Below are 25,841 nucleotides of genomic sequence, written 5' to 3' on the forward strand. Positions count from 1 at the left end.
CCCTATACGTGAGCATTCCCTAAACCGCTCCGGTTATGAATGATCCCTTCTAAAATGTCGCTGATATCCCTGTCCGATTTTTCGCGCAAATATTGACCAACGCTCATTTGATAGCGTTTGATGTCTTCTTCCGAACGGAAAAAGGAAAGCAGCTGCTGTTCAATCGGCTGCTGTTTTTGCTGATTCAGTTCGATGACAAGGTTTTTCTTTTTCAGGATATCGAGATTCATCTCTTCCTGTCCGGGCAGCGCATGATAGATGAAAACAGGGAGCTGTTTTTGAATGCACTCGCTGATTGTGACGCCGCCGGGCTTCGTAATGATGCCCGACGCCTCCCCGTATAAGCGGTTCATTTCAGCCTTGCTTTCGATATAAGGCAGCGCTTTAATATATGGATTGTTTAAATCATGAACATACCGGTAGAGCTTTCGGTTTTTTCCGCATAGTATTTGGTATGCGACATCCCCGTTCGGCGACAGCTCCCGCACGAGCTTAAAAATGCCGCCCACCCCCATGCTTCCGCCGGTTATGAGGATGTTGCAAAACGCTTTTTTGTCACCGGCCTGCCCAGGCTTTCTCTCCGTTTTATAGGAACGGTGCACGGGTATTCCGGTCAGAAAAATCTTCTCTTCATCAACGCCTTCTGCGATCAGCTGTTCTTTGATGTCTTTGATCGGCACAAAATGATAATCAATCTTTTCTCTTCCCCAAATTCGGTTGACGAAAAAATCGGTATAGACATTGACCACTTTCATGTCGGGAAATCGACCTTTTAAGCGGTTCAGCAAATAGGAGGGCAATGCATGCGTACAGAACACGATATCAGGCTTTTTTTCCGCAATGATCTCCTGCATGTCTTTCAAAAAGATCAGCTCATACAAGAGATGGCGCTTTGCCGTTTGATGGCGCCCGCACGCCAGGAGATGATAGACCGAGCTGTAGACTTTGGGAAAATACTGAATCCATGACAAATACGCCGCAGAGGAGGCTTTTTCAAGCCGCCGATAAGCATGTGAAAAAATGTCGATTTTTTCACAGTGATGAGATTTGAGGAGCAGTTCTGCCTGCAGCGAATCGGCAACGTGATGATGACCGGTGGAAATGCTTAAAAAAGGGAAAATCAGAATCTTTGTCATCTCCATCCTCCATTTCAGAAGAAAAATGTTTTCCATTTATATTTTTCAAATATCCAGCCAAAATATAAGTGTATTTTTTCAGGAAAGGAAAGTGACGACTTGAGAAACTGTTTTTTGTCAATTTGGAGTGTAATTGACCCGTTTTATTATTTTTTTTCAAGACTGACACTCATTGATCAAACGAAATCGAGCATTTTTCGCGTCCGTCTAACAAAGTACAAAGGGATCGATGTGGTGTTAAGCGATGGGACGGTTATTAAGAAAAACGATGTTCTGATCAAAATTCATCTGCACAATATTAAGCTGATCAAGGAGCTTCAAAATATTGAGAGCGCTGTCAGAAGAGGCATTCTCATTTATCAAAAAGCGTATTTTTCAATGCCGATCTTGGCCGAATATATCAAAAACCATCATCGATCAGACCAAATCAAAGGCATCATCGGCATCACGACGCTGCATAAAGGAGTTGAGAGGCTCGGTTTTGAAGCGGTAGAGCCCGCAAACCAGTTTTACAGAGTGTTCAAGAAGCTGACGCAGATTCCGATTTTATATTTGACAACAAAGCAATTTTCTCTTCGAAAAATCCCCCCTTCCCAATATTTGTTTATCTCGAAAGAAAAATTATTCAAGTCCTATCTACAGAAATAACAAAAAAAGAGACTGATGCAAAAAAACGCAACAGCCTCTTCTTTTTATGAAATGTGATGGAATGTCATTTCCGGACGGCTTCCGATGCGGATGTTCGCCCCCGTCTGACCCAATCCCTCGCTGATATAAAACGGTTTATCATGATGATAGTGAAGACCTTTGATCATATTCATTCGCACAAGCTTTCCCATCTTCACGAGATGATAAGGCTTCGGCCAATGAATCTGACCTCCGTGAAAATGCCCTGACAGCAGATAGTCAAAGTGAAATTCTTTCATATCAAGCACAACGTTCGGGTCATGCGTCAATACAAGATTATACCCTTCCTTCAGCCCTTTATATGATCCGGCAATATCGCTTCGCTTCGTGCTGTAATCATCAATCCCGATAATGTTGAGTGTCTCGCCTTCCATTTCAATGGAGACATGCTGATTTTGAAGGGTGATGCATCCGTTATCTTCCAGCACGCGTTTCAGCTTCCGAAAGTGTTCGCCTTTCAACACGTAGTCATGGTTGCCGAATACAGCGTACATCCCATAGGCCGGCTTCAGTTTTTTCAAAGCTTTTAAGTAGTTTGCAAGCTTTGGAATATTTCTTCTCCTATCAAGAAAATCTCCTGTTAAAGCAATGAGATCCACTCGTTTTTTATTGGCAAGTTCAAGAATCTTTTCAGGTGAAATCGAAATGTTTTCTAAATGAAGATCAGACAGATGAAGAATGTTCAGCTTTTTCTTTAAAGCGGGCGCCTGCACGCGCTCGACCGAAATCGTGTTGACTTTCACATCTTTTGTATTGTGGTTCGCTTTATAAAAAAAAGGCATTAAGCCTAAAATAATCAATAAACATGCGAAAATAAACATTCTATATCTCCTCCCTCTTACTAGTATAGTAAGTTGGCAGGCAGTTTTACAGTGGGAAATAATAGAATATCATTCTTTTTACCTATAACAAAACCGATTTCCAGCTGGAAATCGGTTCGTATTTTTACTCTTACAGAAACAAAATGAACAGTAGAAGCCCTAAAACGATTCGATAGATGGCAAACGGGACAAGCTTGATCTTATTGATCAGCCTGAGGAAAAAACGGACGACAAAAAGAGCGACAATAAAAGCGCTGATAAACCCTGTAATAAAGAAAGGAAACAGGTCTGCACTCAAATAGGCCCAGTTTTTGATTAAAGAGAGCAGGCTCGCTCCCATCATGATCGGAATCGCCATGATGAAGGTGAAATCGGCGGCCGCTCTGTGGCTCAAGCCGAGAATAACCCCGCCCGAAATCGTCGAACCCGAGCGCGAGAAGCCCGGCCAGAGCGCCAGACATTGAAACAGCCCCATACCGAGTGCCTGCTTATACGTCATCCGGTCAACCGAATCTGTCGTGTCCTTGCGCCGGTTGATCCAGTCGGCTGCGAGCATCAGCACCGCACCGGCGATGAGACCGACCGAAACTGTGCGTACGGAAAACAGGTATTGATCAATATAGTCTTCAAATAAAAATCCGAGCACAGCGGCGGGAACAAGGCCTACAGCGATTTGGGCGATGGAAAGGCGGTTTCCCGATTTCTGCTCTTCCGTAATGTTTTTCTTCACGCCTAAAAGATTGAGAATCCGGTCTTTAAATACGATGGCGACAGCAAGGATGGAGCCGAGCTGAATCACGACTTTAAAGGTATTCGCCGCCTCCGGCGTAAGCAGTTCTTTCGATTTCAGCCAGACGTCGTCAACAATGATCATATGCCCTGTTGACGAAACAGGGGCATATTCGGTTAATCCTTCAACAATTCCGAGTATGACGGCGACAAAAATATCCCAAATGTTCATATGTCATTCCTTTCGCTTCCTTAAAACTTGTCCTCTAATAAACTATTTATATCGCTTTTAAAAGCCGATTATGCAAGCGAGATTCAGACTTCTTCGTTTTTTTCATAAAGATGTGAACGCTGTTTAAACCATTCAAACAAATGTGTGACCACCACTTTGATGACCGCGTAGCCGGGGATGGCAAGAATGACGCCGATCACGCCGAACAGCTTGGCTGCCGTCAGCAGCACAAAGATGATCGTTACCGGATGGATGTGCAGGTTTTTCCCCATAATCTGCGGCGAAATAAATTTTCCTTCAAACAGCTGCACCACAGTCCAAACGATGATCAGCTTCACAAGCATAAACGGAGAAGTAACCAGGGCAATGATGATTGCCGGCGTGATCGCAATCGTCGGTCCAAGATACGGAACGATGCTCGTACACGCCGCCACAAGGGCTAAAAGAGAAGCATATTCAAGGCCGATGATCATATATCCGATAAACAATAGGCAGCCGATACAGAAGCTGACGATGATCTGCCCCCTGATATACGAACTCAGCCGGTGATTCATCTCAGACATCATCTCATACGTCTGTTCCCGTAAGCGGACCGGTACGAATTTCAAAATAAACAGCGGCAGTTTTTTACCGTCTTTCAATAAGTAAAACAGGATAAACGGCACGGTCACAATCGAAATCACAACTTCTGTCACGGCGCCTATAAACGTTCCCACTCCGGTAAACGTACTGTTTAAAATGGTGGTGGCTTGATCGGATAATTTGCTTGCGAAATCGGTTAGGTTGATGTTCAGCGTCTGCTGAACCTGATTAAAGAACTGACTTCCGATCAGCTGTTTAATTTGGTCTTCCACAATGTGGACATACCTTGGGAAGTTATCGACAAGGCTCATGATCTGTTCCCTTAACAGCGGGATAACGGAGACGATCGAAATCGTGATCAGACCGATGATCACAATGTAGAGAAGAAGAATCGAATAAATCCTTTTCACGTTTTTCCGCTCTAGAAAATCAACGATCGGATTTAACAAATAATAAACGACACCTGTCAGCACGACAGGCAGAGCGATGGTTTCCACCAGAACGATGAAAGGCGTAAAAATAAACGATGCTTTTGTAAATACAAGGATGTTCAGCCCGATCAAGAGCAGAATGAGCAGAAACAGGACGAACTTATTGTCTAAAAAAAACTTCTTAAATCTGCCGCCCCACATATGCAAAGAGTCCATGGCGATCCTCCATTAACGTTGGTTTTATACATTAAATTGTACACTATTACTCCTCATACTAAAAATAAAACCATTGCTATTGGTCTTTTTTTCCGCTTGCAAACGTTTGTTGATGATATACATATACGCCGGTGTTTCCGGCTTTTTGTCTTTCGCCGGCAAAAGAAAACACTGTATAATAAACATATCCTACAGTTGAAAGGGGAAATAGCATGATACGGTTCGGGGTAGTCGGAACAAATTGGATCACCGACCAGTTTCTTGATGCGGCCCGTTTGATTGAAGATTTTCAATTAACCGCGGTATATTCAAGGTCCGGGGAGCGCGGACGTGAATTCGCGCAAAAATACGGAGCCAAGGCGGTTTTTACCGATATCGGAGAAATGGCTGAAAGCGATGTTATTGATGCGGTATATATCGCAAGTCCCAACTCTTTACATAAAGAACAGGCCATCACATTCATGAAAAACGGCAAACACGTCCTGTGCGAAAAACCGCTTGCGTCCCATGTCAAAGAAGCGGAAGAAATGGTAAAAACAGCGCAGGAACACCGCGTGACATTTATGGAAGCGATGAAAACGACGTTTCTTCCGAATTTTATTAACATCGGACGCAGCCTGCACAAAATCGGCAAAGTCCGGCGTTTTACAGCCAGCTACTGTCAATACTCTTCCCGCTATGATGCCTATAGAAACGGAACCGTCTTAAACGCATTTAATCCGGCTTTATCGAACGGTTCCCTGATGGATATCGGCGTCTATTGCGTTCACCCCGCGATCGTCCTGTTCGGCAAGCCCCTCGAAGTTAAAGCGAACGGGCTGATCCTTGAGTCAGGGGCGGACGGTGAAGGAACAGTGCTTTTAAAATACGAGGAGCACGAAGCCGTTCTGATGCACTCGAAAATCTCCAATTCCTTCATCCCGGCTGAAATTCAAGGAGAAGAAGGCTCTATCGTCATCGATAAAATCCACCGCCCCGAAAAAGTCGATATCCGCTATCGGGACGGACGGATTGAACATCTTACGCTGCCTGATGACAAACCGGCCATGTTTTATGAAACAGAGGAATTCATCAATTTAATTAAACAAGGGCGGATCGAGTCCTCGCTTAACACGTTTGAACGCTCTATAGACACCTTGGCGGTCATGGATGAAGCGCGCAAACAGATCGGTCTCGTTTTCCCCGCTGATCAAAAGTAACAAATGAGCCGCCTCGACTCGAATGAACGGGCGGCCCGTCTGTTTTAGGATTGCGCCAAAAGATCGGCAAAGGCTTTGACATAGATCGGCAGGTCAGGCGGGCGGCGGCTTGACACGATATGGCCGTCGACGACCGCTGCTTCATTCACCCATACCGCTCCGGCATTTTCCATATCGTCTTTAATCCCCGGTGTGCTTGTAACCTTCCTGCCTTCCAATATTCCTGCAGAAATCAGCACCCAGCCGGCATGGCAGATTTGTCCGATGGGCTTCTTCCTTTCGTTGAACCACCGAATCATTTCCAGTACCTCGGGATATCTTCTGAGCTTGTCAGGCGCCCAGCCTCCCGGAACCAGAACTGCGTCGTATTCCTCAATGTTCACGCTTTTCAGCTCATAATCGGAGACAGCAGGCACGCCGTATTTGCCCTTATATTCATGATCCGCTTTTTCACCAATGAAATGTACGATCGCTCCTTCTTCCCTCAACCTTAAAACTGGATACCACAGTTCTAAATCTTCGAATTCATCGCTGACAAGCGCGATCACTTTCTTGCCTTCCAGTCGCATGTTTTATCCCCTCCTGTACAACCAGTGTACGATAGATGACAGTCTGTTTAAACCTAGTTATACCCTTCCCCGTTCGTTTAAAAAAATGCTTTTCCCGCGCAAAAGGCTGCCGGATTGCCGGCAGCCTGATGTTTAGTCAATCTTAAATTTTTTCGTCAAATCGCGCAGTTCTTCAGCCATTTGTTCAAGCGTAGCCGCAGAAGAACTGATTTCCTCCATTGAAGCGAGCTGTTCTTCAGCCGAAGCGGCAATGTCTTGAATGCTTCCTGAGCTTTCACGCGATACGTCTGCAATTTCTTCAACCGCTCCCGCGACTTGCTGTGACCCTTCTGACAGCTCTTCAACTGCCGCATTCATCGTCTGCAGCTTGCCCGCGATTTCGTTTGTCATGTCATAAATCTGCTTAAAGCTTGTATCTGTTTCATCTGTGATAGTGAGTCCCGACTGTACTTCACGGTTGACGTCCTGGAACATGTCCAGCGACTTTCCGATTTCATTGACGATTTCCTGAATGAGCGCTTCAATTTCTTTTGCCGATGACGCGGATTGCTCAGCCAGTTTGCGCACTTCTTCGGCAACTACAGAAAACCCTCTTCCGGCTTCACCGGCTCTTGCTGCTTCAATTGCCGCGTTCAACGCGAGCAAATTCGTCTGGTCTGCGATGCCGTTGATCACCCGCAGGATCGCCGTAATGTCTTTTGATTTGCTCTCAAGTCCTTTCACGACGGATTCCGCCTGTTTAACGGAATGATCGATGGAATTCATCTGTCCGACCGTTTTTTGAACAAGCTCTCCGCCTGTACCGGCAATGTCCGTCGATTGAATGGATGATTCTGTAATCGATGCTGAGACTTTGGACATTTCATGCAATCGGCTGTTCATGTCAGTCAGCTGCTGCGCACTGATTTCCACTTTCTCATTTTGGCTTTCATTTCCGTTTGAAAATTGTTCGATCGCAGATGTAATATGTTCTGTCGCCTTGCTTGTCTGATCCGCGCTCGCGGTCAGCTGCTCTGACGAAGAAGCAACGTTTTCAACCGATGTCTGAATGACGCTGATTAAAGAGCTCAGCGATTCAGCCATATCGTTGAAGCTTGTTCCGAGCTGTCCGATTTCATCTTTTGAACGGACAGTGATTTTTTGCGTCAGATCGCCGCCGCTGATGCTTTTCGCAGAGGAAACGAGTTCGCGGAGCGGCCCTGTGATCGATCTGATGATGAGAATCATGAGAAGCACGCCAATGATGATGCTGACGCCCAACGTAATCAGAGCGGCATTCAGCACAGGCTGTGAGGCTTCTTTTAATTCAGTGATATACATGGTTCCGCCGATTTTCCAGCCGGTCAGCTTGTTGGTCGCGAAAGCCATCTGCTTTTCGCCGTCAAGCGTGTATTTGAATGTTCCTTTGTCATTTGCATATACCTTTTCCGCCCAGCTGCCTTCGACATCTGTGCCCGCATCATGTTTCGGGTGGGCGACAAACTTTTTATCGGCGCTGGTGATAAAGGCATAGCCCTTTTTCCCGATTGTCACGCGTTCTGTCGCTTTAATGAGCTCTTCGATTTTCATATTGACCGCGACAACTCCGGAGCCGTCCTCATGCATCTTGGCGATGGTAATAACCATCGTTCCGGTTGACGCCGTTTTGTAAGGGTCTGTAATAATGACTTCTCCTTTGTGTTCGGCGGCTTTTTTATACCAGTCCCGCTCTACCGGATTATATCCGCTCGGCATCTCCTGATCCGGATAGCGGATGAACTTCCCGTCCTTTGAACCGGTAAAGATCCCTTCAACATCGGGATGAAGCTTGGCGAACTGTTCGAATTTCACTTTTAAAGCGTCGCTTTCTTTCCCTGTAAAAGAGTTTTCTTTAATGAACCCGCTGAAATAAGACATGGCGTTTGTTTTCTGGCTGATATTCTGATTGATGATTTCATTCAACTGGTTAACGTTTTCGCGCGCATTGTCCATGATTTCTCCGTCAAGCGTACTGCTTGCCGTTTGATACGCACTATAGGAAAGGACGATGATTGGAACGGTTAAAATAAGCAAGAATGAAAGAATTAATTTCTTTGCAATGGAGGGACGTTTCACCCAATTGACAATCTTTGACATAGAATTGTTGACTCCTCTTTTCTGTTATATCCCTAATATCGGATTCTTTTAAAAGTTTTTATATGCATTTTATAACTTTTTATAGTCTAAAATAACTAAAAAAACATCCGGAGGAAAACCGGATGTTTTAAAGCTATTCAATCTTAAATTTCTGTGTCAAATCACGCAGTTCTTCAGCCAGCTCCGCCAATGTCGTGGAGGAGGCGCTGATCTCTTCCATGGAGGCAAGCTGCTCCTCGGCTGAAGCAGCGATGTCCTGAATGCTTGCCGAACTTTCTCTCGATACATCCGCGATTTCTTCGACCGCGCCCGCGACTTGGCGGGAACCTTGCGTCAATTGCTCGACAGCGGCATTCATGGTCTGCAGCTTTCCTGCGATATCATTGGTCATATCGTAAATCGTTTTGAAGCTTGTCTCTGTTTCATCGGTGATTCGAAGTCCTGACTGTACTTCATGATTGACCGATTTGAACATGTTCAAAGAGTTGTCGATCTCCTTGACGATTTCCTGAATTAAATGTTCAATTTCCTTCGCCGAGCCTGCGGATTGTGCGGCGAGCTTCCTGACTTCTTCAGCCACTACCGAGAAGCCGCGGCCCGATTCCCCGGCCCTTGCCGCTTCGATCGCGGCATTGAGCGCCAGCAGATTCGTTTGATCGGCGATTCCGTTAATCACGCGCAAAATGCTTGTGATATCTTTGGATTTGGCTTCAAGTCCTTTGACGACCGCTTCCGCTTGCTTGACAGACCGATCGATCGAGTTCATTTGGCCGACCGTCTTTTGAACAAGCTCTTCCCCTTTGCCGGCAATCTCAGTCGATTTCAGCGACGCATCGGTAATCGACGCTGATGTTTTCGACATGTCATATAACCCGTTGTTCATTTCATTCAGCTGATGCGAACTCGCTTCCACTTTTTCTTTCTGGCTTTCATTTCCGTCAGAAAATTGTTCAATAGCCATTGTAATATGCTCAGTCGCTTTGCTTGTCTGCGCCGCGCTGGCATGAAGTTCCTCAGATGAAGAAGCTACATTGTCAACTGATGATTGAATGACGCTGATTAAAGAGCGCAGCGATTCGGCCATTTCATTAAAGCTTGTACCGAGCTGACCAAATTCGTCTTTTGAACGGACTTCGATTTTTTGCGTCAAGTCGCCGCCGCTGATGCTCTTTGCGGATGACACGAGCTCGCTTAACGGCTTGCTGATTCCGCGGATAATAAAGTAGATAAGAATGCCGCCGAGCACGATCGCCGCTGCCAAAATGATGATCGCCATGTGGAAGACGGGCTGGGCGGCCTCTGATATCTCATCCGTGAACATCGTTCCGCCGATTTTCCAGCCGGTCAGCTTGTTCGTCGTGAAAGCCATTTTCTTTTCTTTTCCTTCAAACGTATATTGAAAATCACCTTTTTCACTGCCGTACATTTGTGCAACCCAGTCGCCTTTGCCTTCGGTTCCGGCTTCAATCTTCGGATGGGCAACATATTTTTTGTCTTTGCTTGAGATAAACGCAAAGCCGCTTTTTCCGATGTTAACGCGCTCTGTCGCTTTAATAAGCTCATCGATTTTCATGTTAACGGCAACGACCCCTGAGCCGTCCTCCGTCTGCTTTGCAATCGTAATGACCGTCGTTCCGGTTGACGCCGTTTTATAAGGGTTTGTGATGATCACCTCTCCTTTATTTTCAACGGCTTGCTTATACCAGTCCCTATCCGTCGGGTTATAGCCTTTCGCCATTTTCTCAGCGGGATAGCGGATGAACTTGCCGTCTTTTGAACCTGTGTAGATCGCTTCCACATCCTGATTCAGCTTGGCGTACTGCTCGAATCTTTCTACAAGTGATGTGTTCCCTTTTTCTTGATATAGCTTTTCATTCACCCAGCCGCTGAAAAAGGAGACGGCCTGCTCTTTCTTTCCGATATTCTGGTCTATGATCTCATTCAGCTGTTCAACATTATCGCGCGCGCTTCTCATGATTTCCGTTTCAAGAGAGCTTCCCGCCGTCTGGTACGCACTATAGGATAAGGCCAAAATCGGCAAAGTTAAAACCAATATAAAGCTGAAAAACAGCCTTTTTGAGATAGACGGACGTTTAAGCCAGTCCAATACCTTTTTCATTTGATATAACTCCTTTAGCTTCTAGATTATGAAACTAATATCGGACCTTTCATTTACTTTTGCATATTAAAAAACTTTAAAAAGCATTTCTGAAAATTCTTGAAAATAGAACTAAAAAAAGAGGCTGACCAGCAGCCTCTTTTCCTCAAATCTTAAACTTTTTCGTTAAGTCACGCAGTTCTTCAGCCATTTGTTCGAGCGTTGCAGCGGATGAGCTGATTTCTTCCATGGAAGCCAGCTGTTCTTCCGCCGAAGCAGCGATGTCCTGAATGCCGGCAGAGCTTTCACGCGAAACGTCGGCGATCTCTTCGACCGCGTCGGAAATTTCGTGAGAACCTGTTGATAAATGCTCTACGGCGGCATTCATTGTCTGCAGCTTGCCTGCGATTTCATTTGTCATGTCGTAAATATGTTTAAAGCTCGATTCCGTTTCTTCCGTAATTTCGAGTCCTGACTGTACTTCTTGGTTGACAGACTTGAACATGTTGAGCGAATGTTCGATTTCTTTGACGATATCCTGAATCAGCGCTTCGATTTCTTTTGCCGATCCTGCTGATTGGGCCGCAAGCTTTCTGACTTCTTCAGCGACAACCGAGAAGCCTCTGCCTGATTCACCGGCCCGAGCTGCCTCGATGGCGGCGTTCAACGCCAGTAAATTCGTTTGATCGGCGATTCCGTTTATGACGCGCAGGATCGCGGTGATATCTTTCGATTTCGCTTCGAGCCCTTTGACAACCTGTTCGGCCTGTCTGACAGACCTGTCGATCGAATTCATCTGTCCGACGGTTTGTTGGACAAGCTCTCCGCCTGTTTCGGCAATTTCCGTCGATTTACCCGAGGATTCTGTAATCGATTCTGATACGCCTGCGATTTCATTCAGCTTGTCATTCATTTGGCTGAGCCGCTGGGAACTCGCTTCGACTTTTTCGCTTTGACTTTCAGCGCCGCTTGAGAACCGCTCGATGGCTAATGTAATGTGCTCCGTCGCTTTGCTTGTCTGGTCCGCGCTTGCCGTCAGCTGCTCTGAAGAAGATGCCACATTGTCGACCGATTCCTGAATTGTGCTGATCAGCGAGCGCAATGAGTCAGCCATTTCGTTAAAGCTTGTGCCCAGCTGGCCGAATTCGTCTCTGGAGCGGACATCGATTTTTTGTGTCAGATCTCCTTCACTGATGCTTTTTGCAGAAGAGACGAGTTGATTTAAAGGCTTGCTGATCGCGCGGACGATAAAGTAAACAAGGATTCCGCCCAGAATAATCGCGCCTGCCAATGTCATGACTGCCATGTGAAGCACGGGCTGGGCAGCGTCTTTAATCTCTGCTGTATTCATCTTTCCGCCGATTTTCCAACCGGTTAGTTTGTTTGTCGTGAAGACCGTTTTCTTTTCTTTGCCTTTTTCATTAAAGGTGAACAAGCCGCTCTCTTTGCTGAACATTTGCTCTGTCAGATCAGCTTCTGCTTCTGTGCCGGCTTTAATTTTCGGATGGGCGACATACGTTTTCCCCTCGCCGATGATGAATGCATATCCGGTTTTTCCGATGCTGATGCTGTTTGCCGATTTGATCAGCTTGTCAATGTTCAAGTCAAGGGCGACTACGCCAGAACCGTCTTTATTCTGCTTGGCGATCGTGACGACCATATGCCCCGTTGATGCAGACTCATAAGGTTCAGTTACAATCGTTTTCCCTTTTTCCTGGACAGCCTGTTTGTACCAGTCGCGTTCTACCGGGTCATACCCGTCAGGCAATGGAGCATTCGGATATTGTGCGTAAACACTATCTTCCGATCCGGTGAAGACGAGTTCGACGTCGGGATTCTGTTTTGCAAACTGCTCAAACCGTTGTTTAATGGCAGTCTGGCCTTTCTCTTTGTACGCTTTTTGATCAATCCATTCGCTGAAATACGCAATGGAAGTCTCCTTGCTGCCGATATCTTGCTGAATAATGTCGTTCAGTTCATCTATATTGTCTTTCGCACTTCTCAAAATCTCATCCTCGAGCGTGCTGCTGGCCGTAAAATATGAAGTAACCGAAAGAACCAAGATCGGAATTGTTAAAATGAATATAAATGAGAAAATTAATTTTTTAGAAATAGAAGGACGTTTCGTCCAATTTAAAAGCTTTTTCATGTGTGATTCCCCTTTCTCTACTTTTATCGGAGACGGGGTCTATTTTTTAAATAAAAAAAGCGGAAAATTAGACCGTTTTCCTGCCCAAGCATCAGGCATACGCTAATAAAAAAGGAAAAGGGTGTATCCTATGATAAGTGTTTCGGGCTACTGGCTCCGTCCTGAGGATATCGAAAAACTGAATGTCAGTCAGACGCAGAGAGACATCGCAAACCGGATGCTGGCCATGCCGTCCGGATATAGATACGGTTCAATCTCAGAACTGATATTTGAGCTGAGATTCAGAGAGCATACCGTCGAATCGGCCAGAGAGCTGATCAACAGCGGAGCGAAGTTTGCCACCTTTTCAAAGACATACGGGAATGAAGAGTTTTGGAGGGTGACGCCTGAGGGAGCTTTGGAGTTGAAGTACAGGGCACCTGCTTCAAAGGCGATTCGAAATATTTTTGAAAGCGGCCCTTCTTATGCTTTTGAGTGCGCGACTGCGATTGTCATCATTTTTTATATGGCGCTTCTCAAAACGATCGGCGATCAGACATTTGACCGGAATTATCAAAGGATCATTTTATACGATTGGCATTATGAGCGGCTGCCGATCTATACGGATAAAGGAAACGACTACCTTCCGGGGGACTGCCTGTATTTCAAGAACCCTGAATTCGATCCCGAAAGACCGCAGTGGCGCGGAGAAAACGCTATTTTACTTGAAAATAATCTCTATGCGGCACACGGTCTGGGGATCTTAAGCGGCGAAACGATCATTGAAAAACTGAACGGGCTGAGAAAGCCTCATGCACAGACGTCCGCCTATCTGCTTTCTCAAGTGACGCGGGTTGATATTCCGGCATTAATACAAATGATCAGATAGCACATCAGCCGGCACAAGCTGATCCATCAACTCTTTCACCGTCGTTTGCTGGACGGAGGCTCGCACGCCCTGTCCGGACCACAATGACATGCAGTCCGTATTCCCTTCAAGCTTCGCCTGTTTTCTCATCGGTTGTGTCAGCGTGTTTTGCAGAGGATAAGGCAGCGCTTCAGCTTCGTCCGGGCGTCTGTCTTCCATCCACTGATTGACAATGCCTCTTGCCGGCTTCCCTGAGAACAAACGGGTCAGACTTGTGTCTGTTTCAACCGCTTCGAGCAATTTTTGTTTGTATGCAGGGTGTGTTCCACTTTCTTCGCACGTCAAAAAAGCGGTACCGATTTGAACTCCCTGTGCGCCGAGGGCAAAAGCTGCAGCAACACCTCTTTTGTCAAAAATGCCGCCCGCTGCGATAACCGGAACCGACACATGATCTGCCGCTTGGGGAATTAAAGCCATCGAGCCGACAGCAGGCTCTCCCTTCGTTTTCAAGAAGGCTCCCCTGTGGCCGCCCGCTTCACTTCCTTGAACAATGATGACATCCATCCCCAGTTCTTCAAGCAGCACGGCTTCTTCAACTGAAACGGCGGTGCCCATTAAACAGCAATTTCGGTTTTTCAGTTCCTTGACGGCATCAGCCGGCGGAGGGCCAAACGTAAATGAAACGGCGCTGATTCCTTCCTTTAGAATGATTTCTATTTTCTCGTAAAAATCGTCCCAATCTTGTTTCTCATCTGCCACGGGTGAAGCCGACCGTGACAAAGGTATCTTCTCTTGCCACCTTTCATATTCTTCCCGGGTGACGGTTTCCCGTTTTTCCGGAATGAAGAGGTTGACTTGAAATCCGGCTGATGTCAGCTTTTTCGTTTCCAGAATCTGTTGTTGAAGCACTTCCGGCGTCAAATAGCCGGATGCAAGGCTGCCTAAGCCGCCGCAGTCTGATACGGCGGCGGCGAGCCTTGGTGTTGTCGGCCCGCCCGCCATCGGCGCCTGGACCACAGGCTTTGACAAAGAGAGGCGTTCCATGAACTGATTCATTTTTATTTCCTCCTTTTAATCGGCTAAAATTTTAAAATAGCACGTCCGGTGCCTCGGGCCGTCGAACTCGCAGAAATATATGCCCTGCCAAGTCCCGAGGACAAGCCTGCCCCCTTCAATAATCATATGCTGCGATGTCCCGACCGTGCTCGCTTTCAAATGCGCCGCTGTATTCCCTTCCATATGGCGGTCAAGCTCATGTTCCCACGGATACACTTCATCGAATCTTCTCAGCATATCGCGTTTGACATCGGGGTCGGCATTTTCATTAATCGTAATGCCTGCCGTTGTATGCGGACAGTAGACGATAACAGCGCCGCTGGAAACATCGTTTTCTGAGATGAATCTTTGGACGTCATTTGTGATATCAAGCATTTCATCGCGCCGGTTTGTTTGAATCTGTATTTTTTTCAACATACGAATCCGCTCCTTTCTTGACACCCTTTCTCAATTCGTTACAAATCGCCGATTTCCTGTCTGATCATGTAAACGCGCGCCTCATAAGGTTTCATCACAAAAGATGTGAGATGCTTGTGCGCGTTGATATCCGCATTTGACAGCAGCAGTCCGTCCGTACATAACGGGTATCCGGGATGATGGTAAAACGCCCGGCATGCGCTGAGGTTCACGATCACGATGGCCGTTTCTTCCCGAAGCTTTCGCAAGTATGCAAAAATTTGCCGGTCCTCAGGCAAAAGCAGTTCATATGATCCGTCGATGAAGACGTCATACCGCTTTCTGATGGCAATTAACCGTTTATAAAAATGATAGACCGACCGGGGATCATGCTGCTGATGAACCGTATTGATCAGCTTGTAATTTTCGTTCATGCGCAGCCACGGTTCTCCTTTAGTAAAGCCGGCATTTGGCTGATCCGTCCATTGCATCGGTGTGCGCGCGTGGTCCCTGCTCTTTTTCCAAACAGCCTTCATGATGTCTTCGTGTGAGCGGCCCTTTTCTTTTTGAATCCGGTAATCATTTTTAATCGATACGTCATCATAATCGTCTATATCAAAGAAAATCGCGTTTGTCATTCCGATTTCCTGCCCTTGATAAATAAACGGGGTTCCTTTCATCAAAAAATACATTGCAGCTAAGGCCTTCGCGCTGTCTATTCTGTATTTCCCGGCATCTCCCCAAACTGAAACAGCCCGGGGCTGATCATGATTTTCGATAAAAAGCGCGTTCCACCCTTTCCCTTCAAGAGCTGATTGCCAGTTTGACAAAATCCGCTTGAGTTCGGGGATATCGAGTTCTCCTCCTTCAACATCCCAAAGGCCGAGGTGTTCAAATTGGAAAATCATGCTGAATATACCGTTTGATTCCCCAACCCAGTCTTCCGCTTCTTCAGCGCTGACACCGTTTGCCTCGCCGACTGTCATGATATGAGGATACCCGGCGAACGTATTCTCTTTTACTTCCTGCAATAACGCCATAATCCCTTCGACATTCATATGGTAAGCAAATGAAGGCACAAAAGGGAGCCCTTCCGGATTCGGCAGATCCGGTAGCCCCTCTTTTTTCTTAATATGTGAAATCGCGTCAACCCTGAACCCGTCGATTCCTTTTTGAAGCCACCAGTTGATCATGTCATAAAGAGCGCTTCGCATGTCACTGTTTTCCCAATTCAGATCCGGCTGCTTTTCGTGAAACAGGTGCAGATAATACTGTTCTGTTTTTTCGTCATATGTCCAGGCTGAGCCGCCGAATATGCTTTCCCAGTTGTTCGGTTCGCTCCCGTCCTTTCCGTCTTGCCAAATATACCAGTCGCGCTTCCCGGAATTCCGCTCTGCCCTTGATTCGATAAACCAGGGATGTTCATCGCTCGTATGATTGATGACGAGATCGATGATCAGTTTCATTCCGAGCTGATGCGCTTCAGTCAGCAGGGCATCAAAGTCGTCCATCGTGCCAAATTCCGGCATGATGCTTTGATAATCCCTGATGTCATAACCGTTATCTGCATTGGGAGAATCAAAGACCGGACAAATCCAAATGGCATCTGCCCCGAGCTCCCTGATATACGGAAGCTTCTCTCTGATCCCGTTAATATCTCCGATGCCATCCCCGTTCGAATCCATAAAACTGCGCGGATACACTTGATATACGACAGCCTCTTTCCACCATGCCCTTGTCATTCAAACACCCCTTGTTGTGAAGACATTATGATATATGAATAAAATATTTTTAGACTCCGAACATAAACATCCTATAAACTTTGATATACCAACGATTATACGTTTCTCAATACTAAATATGCTTTGCGGATTATAAATCCTTTGAAGACAGCAAGGGTGACGGCAAGAGTAGGTGAAAGAAGCTTTAATCCTTTAGAAACGGAGCATCTGTTAATACAGAATATGTAAAGCATAAATTACAGTTGCTTTTTTACCTATCGGTAAGTAAAATAAATATATAGATTATGCTAAGGATGATTTCAATGAAAAAGAAAATGAACACCCAAGATGCGATTGTTGAAGCAGCATTTACTCTTATTGCCCGACACGGCCTAAAAGGCACGAGCCTTTCAATGATTGCATCGGAAGTCGGCATTTCTAAACCGGCTATTTACTATTATTTCCCTTCTAAAGAAGAGCTTATCGATTATCTATTTCACATCGTATTTGATGATCACAATTTCTCTGAATATTTTTCAATCAATGAGTACACGAAGGAGAACTTTAAAAAACGATTAATAACAGACGGCGTACGCTATTTTGAAGCGTATAAACATAACTCTCCTGCTTTAAAAGTGGTACACGAGTTTGTTTTAAGTGCAGCACAAAAACCAAGATATGAGAAAAAGCTTAAATCTATCATGGAACAATTCTTAGAAGGTTTTGAAGCATTGCTTTCTTACGGTGTCGAACTCGGTGTCATCTCTTCTAAAAACACCAAAGTGAATGCACACTCCCTTGCCCTGATCATTGATAATTTGGGTAACTTTATGATTTTAGGAATTGAGATGGATTATAAAAAAGTATGGGAAACAGCAGTCAGTCATGTAATGAAAGGCAGTGAAAGATTTTGAATCAGGAAACGATTATTGGATTGTCTAAAATAGAGAAAGCCTTATATTGGATCATTCCACCGGTTTTAGGAGCTGTTCTTGGATGGTTTTTGCCTGTTATAGCCGATTGGGTATTGACCATTCCAATCGTTCCTTTTAAAGGGCCTTTGGAATTTATCACATCACTAAACAGTTTCTGGGTTTCAATTATCGCTGCAGTTATCGGAATCGTTGCCGGCCTATTTTTTTCACAATATATTTTCACTGAAATTCTTCAAGTGTTCATTTCTGATCAAAACGTGAAGCTGTTGTTTAAAGAGAAAGAAGAAGTGATTGAGAAAAAAGACATTTCTGCAATTTATCTTGAGAAGAAGGATCTTGTTGTTCTTGGTCATAAGGGAACTGAATTGTACCGTGAACAACTTGAATCAAAGAGAGCGCTAGCAGAAAGTGCTTTTAAACATCACGGCTATAAATGGGCAGACGAAGATCCCTTTAAGAATGAGTATCAACGCTGGGTTGCGGATCACCCCGATTTTCCCTCGCATATCAATACGCTACTTTTAGCCAGAGAACGAGCTTTACTGGATAATAAACATGAAGAGGCAAAAATTCTGCGCAAAGACCTGGCAAAGCTTGGAGTGGTTATTCAGGATGAAGATAAACGGCAATACGTAAGGATGGTATCGTAATATTTCAGTTGCGAACGCCTAAAAAAGAACATTTGGAATAAATTAAACACCGCCCTTTTTGCGAAAGAGCGGTGTAAATCCATCAGCGGACCGTTACGTCCCAATTGGAAATATTAATTTGTCCTGTGCCTCCGAAAACTTCCGTACCGAATTCAACACTGCTGACATACTTGGTTTTGGAAAGCCAATGTTTGGAGTCGGCAAGATAATTCGTGAAATCCCGAATATTCAGGTTCGCATTTTGGGTGTTTGCTGTTCTGATAAATGAAAACACGTTCCACCCTTTGCCGCCTCCCGCATCAATATAGCCTTTATATACTTTCCAATTGTGCCCGCCAATCGAAACAGTTTCAACATAAGAACCGGCAGGTCCGGCATTTGTGTTATTGAGCCAGATCATAATCTCATCAGTTGGAGCCGAATCCCAGCTCGCCTTGTTTGTATTGTGGAGCCAAATGTCATATGCGGCATTGTACGTGCCGTTTGCGCTGATCGAATAGCTGACTTTCGTGTTGATGTTTTTTTGATCTGACAACCGGGTCGGGAAGCCGCTTCCCGCTGTATAGCCTTCAGTCCAATGCCAGCCGCTGACGATCGACGGATAAGCTTTTACTGTGCTGGTATTGCTCGGCCAATTCCATACCCACCCCATATCTGAATCACTGTTATGATAAATGGTCTGCCACCAGCCGCTGACCTGGTCGGCTCCCCATACATTGTTGAATATGTAGTATTTTTTGTTTTTAAAATACAATTTATCCGACGGGTTTGATGACGAAGCGGCAAATGCTGAGAGCGGCCCTGCCAGCACTATGATGCATACGGCACCCCATAGCAAAATGGATTTTAGCAAATGGTTGTTTTTCACGTATTTAAAACCTCCTCATATTTATACATCATATTATAAAAAAGAACGAAACGGTGCACATTCGTAAAAAGTCATGAATTTCCATAGATATATCCTCTTATCTTTGAATAAATATCCATTTTATTGAAATAAAGAACGGCCATCGAACTAAAAAACAACCGCAGTCACCCGCAGCTGTTTTCTTAAAAATCCGTTTTTTTCACTTCGATAAAACGGATATGATGATCTTCAGCATCAAGAATTTTAAATTCGCATCCCTCAGTTTTAAGGATGTCCCCGTTTTTCAGCTCCATCTTTTGCGTCAAAAGCCAGCCGGCAATCGTATCGACTTCTTCGTTTTCAATCGCAATATGAAGGAGGTCATTCACTTCGTCAATTAAAGCCTTTCCGTCCATAATATAATGATGTTCGCCTTTTTTTATAATGTGCGGCATTTCGTCCTGATCAAACTCATCCCTGATTTCTCCGACGATTTCCTCCAATATGTCTTCAACCGTAACCAGTCCAGCCGTTCCGCCGTACTCATCAACAAGAATGGCCATATGAATCCGTTCCTTCTGCATGCGAATCAAGAGCTCCTGGATCGGTATGTTCTCAATCACTCTGATGACAGGCCTCATTAAGTCAGTTAAAAGAATCGTCTGGTCGAGAAAATACGATTTAAACAAGTCCTTGCTGTTGACAATACCGATAATATGGTCTTTATCGTCCTTAATGACCGGATATCTCGTATAGCGTTCATTAATGACGGTTTCAATCGCTTCTTTTATCGATTGATCGGCTAAAAGGGTAGCGATCTCCGTTCTCGGCACCATGATTTCCCGGGCCAGCCTGTTGTCAAATTCAAAAATTTTGTTGACGTATTTATACTCAGACTGATTAATTTCTCCTTTTTTATAGCTTTCAGACAGCATAAGCCGCAGCTCTTCCTCACTGATCGCCACTTCATGCTCTTTTACCGAATGGAACCCGAACAGCTTCGTTAACAGCCGGGCCGAGCCATTCAACAGTTTGATAAACGGAAACATGATTCTATAAAACAAAATGAGCGGCTTCGCCGTCCATAAGCTGACGGCTTCCGCTTTTTGAATCGCAATTGTTTTTGGCGCAAGCTCGCCGACCACAACGTGCAAAAATGTAATGATGACAAATGCGGCAACAACCGAAGCCACTCTTAAAACGGATTCAGGCAGGCCAAATAATTCAAAAAGCGGGTGAATGATCCTTTCGAATGTCGATTCTCCGAGCCAGCCGAGCCCTAATGCGGTGATGGTAATGCCGAGCTGGCAGGCAGACAAATATTCATCAAGATTTGTCACCACTCTTTTGGCCGCAATTGCCCGCTTATCCCCGCTTTCAACGAGCTGATCGATTTTTGTGCCGCGGATTTTGACGATCGCAAATTCGGCGACAACGAAAAAAGCCGTAGCTGCAATTAAAAGTATGACGAGTATGAGATTCAGGATATTCAAAAAAAGCCCTTACCAAATATGGTAAGGGGCCACCTCCTTAAGACGAATGGTTAGTCATTACGACCGGACAGGAAAATTGCGACGAAGCGCAACAGCTCAAACAGCGAAACAAGCGCTGCTGCGACGTATGTCAGAGCCGCGGCATCCAGCACCTTGCTGACGCCTCTTTCCTCCGTGTTGCGGATCATTCCTTCTGAAACGATGATCCTTTTTGCCCGGGAGCTTGCGTTAAATTCAACAGGCAGTGTCACAAGCTGGAAGAATACGGCGGCCGAAAACAAAATGATGCCGAGTCCGATCAGATTGAGGCTTCCGAGCAGCATTCCGCCGATAAACAAAAACGGCGCTACTCCAGAAGAAAAGTTCACGATCGGAAACATCTTATGCCTCAAAACAAGGGCACCGTATGATTCCTGATGCTGCAGGGCATGTCCGCATTCATGAGAAGCAACGGAAACCGCTGCAATTGAACGGCCGTAATATACGGGTTCAGACAAGCGCACAACGCGTGCTGTCGGGTCATAATGGTCTGTCAAGGTTCCTCTTACCGGTTCAACCGGGACATCGTAAAGGCCGTTTTGGTCGAGAATCTGTCTGGCCACTTCGGCTCCAGTTCTCCCGCTTGACGCCTCTACTTTAGAATATTTTTCAAAGTTGCTCTTTACTTTAAATTGTGCCCAAATCGATAAACCTAATGCAGCAAATGTTAACAAGTAAAAAATCATGCTCATGCAATCATCTTCCCTCTTATGATAAGTCGTTTAATGTAAATATATTTTATCCCGAGGGATTTCCTTTTGTACAGAAAAGTGCACTACCTTTTCCTTCGCGGTAAACAAACCCCGATAAAGATCAGCACCATTCCTGACATCATGATGTATAAAGGCGGCCTTGTGAACAGCTCCTTGAAGAATTCCCTCCAGAACACCTCATCAGAGGAATGATAAACGGCGTTTAAATCAAAAATGAATTGAATGGATGACGCCGCCATCAGCTGGACTCCGATCAGTATGAAAAAGAGCCTCATTAAACAGGACATTCCGCTCCCATCCCTCATCCGTTTATAAAAAGTCTATGGAAGGACGGGAACCGATATGACGCCGCAGTAAAAATCTTCAGCTCTACCGGTTATTGTCGGTTAACGAAGGTTTATTTTTACCTGAAAAATTTTTGAAAAATAGGGATATACTGAATAAAAAGGCGAACTCGGGTGGTGACAAGGTGAAAGTAACAGATCAAGAAAAAGAACAGCTAAGCACGGCGATCGATAAAATGAATGAAGGGCTTGATGCGTTCATTCTTCTCTATAACGAATCGGAAAAAGACGAGCAGCTGATCGAATTTGAAGAAGAAACGGCTGAGATGATCAGACAAGCGATTGAACAGCACGGAAAAGTAAGCACCAATCAAAAGTTAAATGCGATCATCAAAGAGATTTTATCATTTTCCCTGCGGAAAGACGGTGAAGAAGCATGAAATCAAACCGTGTATTCATCGCATGGCTGAGGTGGCCGATATATGTCCGCATCGCAATCATTATCCTTTTATTGATCATCCTTTTCGGTCAGCTGATCACCTTCGTCGAGCCGCAGCAGTTTTCAAATGTTTTTGAAGGCATATGGTGGGCGCTGATCACCGTGTCCTCAGTCGGATACGGCGATTTTGTCCCTAGAACCGCGCTCGGCAAAACCGTCGGCATGCTCCTTATTTTAATCGGGGCAGCGTTTGTCACGGCCTATTTTGCTACGATGGCGACGGCCGCTTTCAGCAAGCAGCAGCGCTACGCCGAAGGCAAGGTGAACTACAGAGGCAAGGGACATATGATCCTGATCGGCTGGAACGAGAAATCCAACAAGCTGATGAGGACGCTCCAGGCCGCCGATTCAAACAAAACGATCGTGCTCATTGATGAAACACTAAAGGAAGGTCCCCTAATGGAAAACATTCATTTCATCAGAGGACACGCAGCGGATGATGCCACACTGCAAAAAGCGAATATTGAAGAGGCTGAAATCGTCTTTATTACCGCCGATCAGCATAAAAGCGAAATATCTGCAGACATGCAGTCGGTTTTAACATTGCTGGCTGTTAAAGGCTTGAACCCGTCGGTGTATTGCGTTGTAGAAATCTTGACAGAAAAACAGAAAAAAAATGCCGAGCGCGCCGGAGCGAACCAAATCATCAGTACGGCGGACCTTTTAAAAACGGCAATGCTGCAGCATTTTCTCATTAAAAATCAGCTCCCTGATCCGCTTTTTAAGGAAGCTGATATTCATTTCAAAGTCCATCGGGTTCCGCTTCCAAAGACGATGGAAGGCGCGTCTTTTCAAGAAGTGATCCGCCATTTCATGAAGGAAGACATTTTCATCATCGGTGTCCACCAAAAAGACGGGCCTGTGCTGTCTCCTTCTTTTTCGTACAAGCTACAGCCGACTGATCAGCTGCTGTCTCTTTAAGAAAGAAGCGCCTTTTCGAGTTCTTTTACATACGATTGGCCAAGCTCTTCATAGACGCCGGGAATATCGGCGTCTTTTTCTTTCGGTTCGGCAAACTGGTCAAAAGATGCGCGGAAATTCCCCTGAACGACGTAGTCGTCCAACGCTTCCTGATAGACGTGGCGAAGCAAAAACGGCGTGCCGAGCTTGACCGTCGCATTTTGCGAATCAAGCTGTCCGTCCTCCGCCTCAAACGGAATCCGCAAAAACATGTATCCGTCCTCATCATCAATCTTATAGTCAAAAAAGCCGCGGTCATATTCCCAGCCGCCGCTGATTACATAGCCGAGAGGCTTCAGCGTCTGTTCGAGATGATAGAGAGAAAACGAGCGGTTTTCCAGTTCAGAAGGTATGCTTATCATGAAAAAAACTCCTTTTATCGTTTTTATATTTCAAGGCTCTAGCGCAATTGTTTATCAGGTTCGTTCAGGTGGCCTTCGTTGATTTCTTTAAACAGATTGTCCTCCGGCTGCTGCAGGTTGTTTTGCATACGGAGGAATTTTTTATACTCTCCCATCGTAAAAGGCTTGGCATCATCCGATAACTCGTAGCCGATCTGGCCGTTTGATTCGAGCGTTACGTTTTTCACATCCGCTAACTTTGAAATCCCCTGTGTCCGGAGCCTCATTTCCAGCTGGTCGACAGTCAGGCGGTGCTTTTTTAGGTTCTGCTCCTGAAGCTCTCCGTTTTCGATCAATACAACAGCTTTCCCCGCAATCAGGCTTTCAAAAAAATCAAACTTCATTTTCAAATACTCGATCAACAGAAGGACGATGATAAAGATCGATGCAGCTGCCACGTTTTTTAAAATGCTGTCTTCAATGATCGGCTGAACGATGATCGTTCCGATGGAAATCATGACAACGGTGGTGGCAATTGTCATCTGGGAAATTGATTTTCTCCCCGAAATTCTCAGCAGAACAATACCCGTTAAGATGAGAAACAATGTTTCCAACACGAATAACATGATGTCACTCCAAACCGTTTTATTTTTTTAGTATGGATCAGAAGCTTGTGCGGTATGAGTATATTTGATCGAATTGGGAAAGACAAAGGTATGAGCTTATGACGGGAGGAATTTCGATTGAGAAGGAAAAAGTTTGTAACGTCTGTGATCGTGTTTATTGCTACATATGCACTGTTTTCGCTCGCGGGCGTTTTATTTCCCGTAGACCGGGAATGGTATGAGTCATTAAACAAACCGGATTGGACGCCGTCAGGCCGTTTAATCGGAACCGTCTGGAGCGTGCTGTTCGCCTTTATTTCATTATCGGCGGCGCTTGTATATGCCACATATGATCTGAGAAAGACAGCGGCGCCATTTTGGATCACGCTGATCATCAACTATTTGTTTAACCAGGCATTCAGCTATTTTCAATTCACGCAAAAAAACTTACTTGCTGCCGCGGTCGACTCTTTTTTAGTGGCCATTACCGCCCTTGTGCTCGCCTTTAACGCACGGCGCATTCATAAAACGGCAGCGATTCTCTTAATTCCTTATGTGTTGTGGAGTTTTTTCGCGACTTATCTCGGGTTTGCGATTTACGGGATGAATCATTAGTTTAAAGAGCCCCCGCCGGCTATGACCGTGTTAAAATAAGGTAAACAGCTATCTTACAGGGGGATCGGAATGGAAATGAAGCACTACTTTCTTCAAACAAAACGCATCGGCTTTTCTTTATGGGCTAAAGAGAATTTGAATTTGGCAAAGACATTGTGGGGAAATCGAGATGTGGCCAAATTTCTGACAGCAGACGGAATCATGACCGATAGAGAAATAAGAAACCGTTTGCTGCTGGAAATCGAACAATACAAAACACACGGTGTTCAATACTTCCCGATATTTAAAACAAGAAACAATGAATTCATCGGATGCTGCGGACTTCGCCCCTATGACCCGGAAAATGATGTGTATGAGTTAGGTTTTCATCTCGTCCGTTCAGCTTGGGGTAAAGGTTATGCATCTGAAGCGGCTGAGGCTATGATTGAGTACGCATTTAACAAAATCCGAGCAAAAAAGCTGTTTGCGGGACATCACCCTGAAAATACAGCTTCACGAAAACGATTGGAAAAATTGAGATTCGTCTACACACACGACGAATTTTATCCGTCTACTGGACTTCAGCATCAGTCATACGAATTAAAACAGCCTCCGGGACAATAAGTCCGGAGGCTGTTTTTTCGTTTATTGGTTTAAACGTTTCTCAAGCTCTGCTTTTTTCTCTTCGAAACCAGGCTTGCCAAGGAGGGCGAACATGTTGACTTTGTATTTTTCAATTTAAACAGGGTGAAACAGAGGTAAAACACGCGGAGATTATGGGAAACATGTTTTTTAGAATTAACTCGGTTTATGTGGTCATGTGGTCATTTTTGTGGTCATTAAAAAGCATCAAGAGCATTGTTGAAGCCAAGTGTTAGAAGGCTTAATAGAAATTCC

The 25,841-nt window shown here is 45.2% G+C and carries 26 protein-coding genes; 9 read left to right on the forward strand and 17 right to left on the reverse strand.

All coding sequences use genetic code 11. The features are described from left to right. Positions 1-2: 2 nt before the first annotated feature. Positions 3-1,136 (reverse strand): glycosyltransferase, encoded by a 1,134-nt coding sequence (locus MKX80_RS16880; RefSeq protein WP_154999657.1) that lies wholly within the window; start codon positions 1,134-1,136, stop codon positions 3-5. Between the two features lie 99 nt (positions 1,137-1,235). Between MKX80_RS16880 and MKX80_RS16885 the strand changes: the two genes are divergently transcribed. Further along, positions 1,236-1,784, forward strand: coding sequence for a hypothetical protein (locus MKX80_RS16885; protein ID WP_154999656.1), 549 nt, complete (start codon positions 1,236-1,238; stop codon positions 1,782-1,784). A gap of 44 nt (positions 1,785-1,828) precedes the next feature. Here the strand turns inward: MKX80_RS16885 and MKX80_RS16890 are convergent, their stop codons facing one another. From MKX80_RS16890 to MKX80_RS16900, 3 genes are all read right to left on the reverse strand, one after another. Next, the gene (locus MKX80_RS16890) at positions 1,829-2,644 is read right to left on the reverse strand and encodes a metallophosphoesterase (RefSeq protein WP_154999655.1); all 816 of its coding nucleotides are present in this window, start codon (positions 2,642-2,644) and stop codon (positions 1,829-1,831) included. A 130-nt stretch (positions 2,645-2,774) separates the two neighbouring features. Beyond that, positions 2,775-3,605 (reverse strand): undecaprenyl-diphosphate phosphatase, encoded by an 831-nt coding sequence (locus tag MKX80_RS16895; protein ID WP_268343075.1) that lies wholly within the window; start codon positions 3,603-3,605, stop codon positions 2,775-2,777. An 83-nt stretch (positions 3,606-3,688) separates the two neighbouring features. Then, positions 3,689-4,834 (reverse strand): AI-2E family transporter, encoded by a 1,146-nt coding sequence (locus MKX80_RS16900; RefSeq protein WP_216929523.1) that lies wholly within the window; start codon positions 4,832-4,834, stop codon positions 3,689-3,691. A 212-nt stretch (positions 4,835-5,046) separates the two neighbouring features. On the opposite strand from MKX80_RS16900, the gene MKX80_RS16905 reads away from it, so the two are divergent. After that, complete coding sequence (locus tag MKX80_RS16905) at positions 5,047-6,033, forward strand: Gfo/Idh/MocA family oxidoreductase (RefSeq protein WP_268343077.1); 987 nt, start codon at positions 5,047-5,049, stop codon at positions 6,031-6,033. 44 nt (positions 6,034-6,077) lie between these two features. Here MKX80_RS16905 and MKX80_RS16910 read toward each other — a convergent pair whose 3' ends face one another. The 4 genes from MKX80_RS16910 to MKX80_RS16925 form a co-directional block, all read right to left on the reverse strand. Then, positions 6,078-6,602, reverse strand: coding sequence for a type 1 glutamine amidotransferase domain-containing protein (locus MKX80_RS16910; protein ID WP_154999651.1), 525 nt, complete (start codon positions 6,600-6,602; stop codon positions 6,078-6,080). A 132-nt stretch (positions 6,603-6,734) separates the two neighbouring features. Continuing rightward, a complete protein-coding gene (locus MKX80_RS16915; RefSeq protein WP_154999650.1) occupies positions 6,735-8,717 on the reverse strand; it encodes a methyl-accepting chemotaxis protein in 1,983 nt (660 codons plus the stop codon). 133 nt (positions 8,718-8,850) lie between these two features. Next, on the reverse strand, positions 8,851-10,836 hold the full coding sequence (locus tag MKX80_RS16920; protein WP_154999649.1) for a methyl-accepting chemotaxis protein: 1,986 nt from the start codon (positions 10,834-10,836) through the stop codon (positions 8,851-8,853). A 145-nt stretch (positions 10,837-10,981) separates the two neighbouring features. Further along, positions 10,982-12,964 (reverse strand): methyl-accepting chemotaxis protein, encoded by a 1,983-nt coding sequence (locus MKX80_RS16925; RefSeq protein ID WP_154999648.1) that lies wholly within the window; start codon positions 12,962-12,964, stop codon positions 10,982-10,984. 130 nt (positions 12,965-13,094) lie between these two features. Here MKX80_RS16925 and MKX80_RS16930 point away from each other — a divergent pair, with 130 nt between their 5' ends. After that, positions 13,095-13,832, forward strand: coding sequence for a protein-glutamine gamma-glutamyltransferase (locus tag MKX80_RS16930; protein ID WP_154999647.1), 738 nt, complete (start codon positions 13,095-13,097; stop codon positions 13,830-13,832). Here MKX80_RS16930 and MKX80_RS16935 read toward each other — a convergent pair. Genes MKX80_RS16935 through MKX80_RS16945 form a run of 3 tightly spaced genes read right to left on the reverse strand, consistent with a single transcriptional unit; the run spans position 13,812 to position 17,005 of the window. Continuing rightward, positions 13,812-14,867 (reverse strand): nitronate monooxygenase, encoded by a 1,056-nt coding sequence (locus MKX80_RS16935; RefSeq protein WP_154999646.1) that lies wholly within the window; start codon positions 14,865-14,867, stop codon positions 13,812-13,814. The two genes, MKX80_RS16930 and MKX80_RS16935, sit on opposite strands and share 21 nt — an antisense overlap. Positions 14,868-14,882: 15 nt before the next feature. Continuing rightward, a complete protein-coding gene (locus tag MKX80_RS16940) occupies positions 14,883-15,284 on the reverse strand; it encodes a secondary thiamine-phosphate synthase enzyme YjbQ (protein WP_154999645.1) in 402 nt (133 codons plus the stop codon). 38 nt (positions 15,285-15,322) lie between these two features. Next, positions 15,323-17,005, reverse strand: a complete 1,683-nt coding sequence (locus MKX80_RS16945) for an alpha-glucosidase (RefSeq protein ID WP_234112209.1) — start codon at positions 17,003-17,005, stop codon at positions 15,323-15,325. 302 nt (positions 17,006-17,307) lie between these two features. On the opposite strand from MKX80_RS16945, the gene MKX80_RS16950 reads away from it, so the two are divergent. After that, positions 17,308-17,898 (forward strand): TetR/AcrR family transcriptional regulator, encoded by a 591-nt coding sequence (locus MKX80_RS16950; RefSeq protein WP_154999643.1) that lies wholly within the window; start codon positions 17,308-17,310, stop codon positions 17,896-17,898. Then, on the forward strand, positions 17,895-18,569 hold the full coding sequence (locus tag MKX80_RS16955; protein WP_154999642.1) for a 50S ribosomal protein L29: 675 nt from the start codon (positions 17,895-17,897) through the stop codon (positions 18,567-18,569). The genes MKX80_RS16950 and MKX80_RS16955 overlap by 4 nt, the downstream gene beginning before the upstream one ends. 82 nt (positions 18,570-18,651) lie before the next feature. On the opposite strand, the gene MKX80_RS16960 is transcribed toward MKX80_RS16955, so the two are convergent. From MKX80_RS16960 to MKX80_RS16975, 4 genes are all read right to left on the reverse strand, one after another. After that, positions 18,652-19,437 (reverse strand): glycoside hydrolase, encoded by a 786-nt coding sequence (locus MKX80_RS16960; protein ID WP_182070151.1) that lies wholly within the window; start codon positions 19,435-19,437, stop codon positions 18,652-18,654. A gap of 182 nt (positions 19,438-19,619) precedes the next feature. Continuing rightward, positions 19,620-20,909, reverse strand: coding sequence for a hemolysin family protein (locus tag MKX80_RS16965; RefSeq protein ID WP_154999640.1), 1,290 nt, complete (start codon positions 20,907-20,909; stop codon positions 19,620-19,622). A gap of 50 nt (positions 20,910-20,959) precedes the next feature. Then, the gene (locus MKX80_RS16970; RefSeq protein WP_154999685.1) at positions 20,960-21,634 is read right to left on the reverse strand and encodes a zinc metallopeptidase; all 675 of its coding nucleotides are present in this window, start codon (positions 21,632-21,634) and stop codon (positions 20,960-20,962) included. An 89-nt stretch (positions 21,635-21,723) separates the two neighbouring features. Continuing rightward, the gene (locus MKX80_RS16975; protein ID WP_043927747.1) at positions 21,724-21,948 is read right to left on the reverse strand and encodes a hypothetical protein; all 225 of its coding nucleotides are present in this window, start codon (positions 21,946-21,948) and stop codon (positions 21,724-21,726) included. A 182-nt stretch (positions 21,949-22,130) separates the two neighbouring features. Between MKX80_RS16975 and MKX80_RS16980 the strand changes: the two genes are divergently transcribed. Together MKX80_RS16980 and MKX80_RS16985 are read left to right on the forward strand one after the other, a co-directional pair. Further along, positions 22,131-22,385, forward strand: coding sequence for a protein mistic (locus MKX80_RS16980; RefSeq protein ID WP_003184771.1), 255 nt, complete (start codon positions 22,131-22,133; stop codon positions 22,383-22,385). Next, positions 22,382-23,365 carry a potassium channel family protein gene (locus MKX80_RS16985; RefSeq protein ID WP_154999639.1) on the forward strand — a complete coding sequence of 328 codons (984 nt, stop codon included), beginning with the start codon at positions 22,382-22,384 and terminating at the stop codon, positions 23,363-23,365. Before MKX80_RS16980 ends, MKX80_RS16985 begins: the two co-directional genes overlap by 4 nt. Here the strand turns inward: MKX80_RS16985 and MKX80_RS16990 are convergent. Both MKX80_RS16990 and MKX80_RS16995 read right to left on the reverse strand, forming a co-directional pair. Next, the gene (locus MKX80_RS16990) at positions 23,362-23,766 is read right to left on the reverse strand and encodes a YugN-like family protein (protein WP_154999638.1); all 405 of its coding nucleotides are present in this window, start codon (positions 23,764-23,766) and stop codon (positions 23,362-23,364) included. The genes MKX80_RS16985 and MKX80_RS16990 overlap by 4 nt on opposite strands. A gap of 38 nt (positions 23,767-23,804) precedes the next feature. Beyond that, a complete protein-coding gene (locus MKX80_RS16995; protein WP_268343083.1) occupies positions 23,805-24,371 on the reverse strand; it encodes a DUF421 domain-containing protein in 567 nt (188 codons plus the stop codon). A 117-nt stretch (positions 24,372-24,488) separates the two neighbouring features. Between MKX80_RS16995 and MKX80_RS17000 the strand changes: the two genes are divergently transcribed. Beyond that, positions 24,489-24,965, forward strand: coding sequence for a tryptophan-rich sensory protein (locus MKX80_RS17000; protein WP_268343084.1), 477 nt, complete (start codon positions 24,489-24,491; stop codon positions 24,963-24,965). Positions 24,966-25,034: 69 nt separating this feature from the next. Then, entirely contained in the window at positions 25,035-25,568 is a 534-nt protein-coding gene (locus MKX80_RS17005; protein ID WP_268343086.1) for a GNAT family N-acetyltransferase, read from the forward strand. Positions 25,569-25,841 lie beyond the last annotated feature (273 nt).

Source organism: Bacillus sp. FSL K6-0972 (genome assembly GCF_037976035.1).
Classification (GTDB): Bacteria; Bacillota; Bacilli; order Bacillales; family Bacillaceae; genus Bacillus; species Bacillus haynesii.

Coding starts and splice junctions, on each gene's coding strand:
- MKX80_RS16910 (WP_154999651.1), bottom strand. CDS start 6,602: ATGCGACTGGAAGGCAAGAAAGTGATCGCGCTTGTCAGCGATGAATTC.
- MKX80_RS16895 (WP_268343075.1), bottom strand. CDS start 3,605: ATGAACATTTGGGATATTTTTGTCGCCGTCATACTCGGAATTGTTGAA.
- MKX80_RS16915 (WP_154999650.1), bottom strand. CDS start 8,717: ATGTCAAAGATTGTCAATTGGGTGAAACGTCCCTCCATTGCAAAGAAA.
- MKX80_RS16975 (WP_043927747.1), bottom strand. CDS start 21,948: ATGTCCTGTTTAATGAGGCTCTTTTTCATACTGATCGGAGTCCAGCTG.
- MKX80_RS16935 (WP_154999646.1), bottom strand. CDS start 14,867: ATGAATCAGTTCATGGAACGCCTCTCTTTGTCAAAGCCTGTGGTCCAG.
- MKX80_RS16880 (WP_154999657.1), bottom strand. CDS start 1,136: ATGACAAAGATTCTGATTTTCCCTTTTTTAAGCATTTCCACCGGTCAT.
- MKX80_RS16900 (WP_216929523.1), bottom strand. CDS start 4,834: ATGGACTCTTTGCATATGTGGGGCGGCAGATTTAAGAAGTTTTTTTTA.
- MKX80_RS17005 (WP_268343086.1), top strand. CDS start 25,035: ATGGAAATGAAGCACTACTTTCTTCAAACAAAACGCATCGGCTTTTCT.
- MKX80_RS16930 (WP_154999647.1), top strand. CDS start 13,095: ATGATAAGTGTTTCGGGCTACTGGCTCCGTCCTGAGGATATCGAAAAA.
- MKX80_RS16925 (WP_154999648.1), bottom strand. CDS start 12,964: ATGAAAAAGCTTTTAAATTGGACGAAACGTCCTTCTATTTCTAAAAAA.
- MKX80_RS16940 (WP_154999645.1), bottom strand. CDS start 15,284: ATGTTGAAAAAAATACAGATTCAAACAAACCGGCGCGATGAAATGCTT.
- MKX80_RS16970 (WP_154999685.1), bottom strand. CDS start 21,634: ATGATTTTTTACTTGTTAACATTTGCTGCATTAGGTTTATCGATTTGG.
- MKX80_RS16990 (WP_154999638.1), bottom strand. CDS start 23,766: ATGATAAGCATACCTTCTGAACTGGAAAACCGCTCGTTTTCTCTCTAT.
- MKX80_RS16985 (WP_154999639.1), top strand. CDS start 22,382: ATGAAATCAAACCGTGTATTCATCGCATGGCTGAGGTGGCCGATATAT.
- MKX80_RS16905 (WP_268343077.1), top strand. CDS start 5,047: ATGATACGGTTCGGGGTAGTCGGAACAAATTGGATCACCGACCAGTTT.
- MKX80_RS16920 (WP_154999649.1), bottom strand. CDS start 10,836: ATGAAAAAGGTATTGGACTGGCTTAAACGTCCGTCTATCTCAAAAAGG.
- MKX80_RS16945 (WP_234112209.1), bottom strand. CDS start 17,005: ATGACAAGGGCATGGTGGAAAGAGGCTGTCGTATATCAAGTGTATCCG.
- MKX80_RS16890 (WP_154999655.1), bottom strand. CDS start 2,644: ATGTTTATTTTCGCATGTTTATTGATTATTTTAGGCTTAATGCCTTTT.
- MKX80_RS16950 (WP_154999643.1), top strand. CDS start 17,308: ATGAAAAAGAAAATGAACACCCAAGATGCGATTGTTGAAGCAGCATTT.
- MKX80_RS16995 (WP_268343083.1), bottom strand. CDS start 24,371: ATGTTATTCGTGTTGGAAACATTGTTTCTCATCTTAACGGGTATTGTT.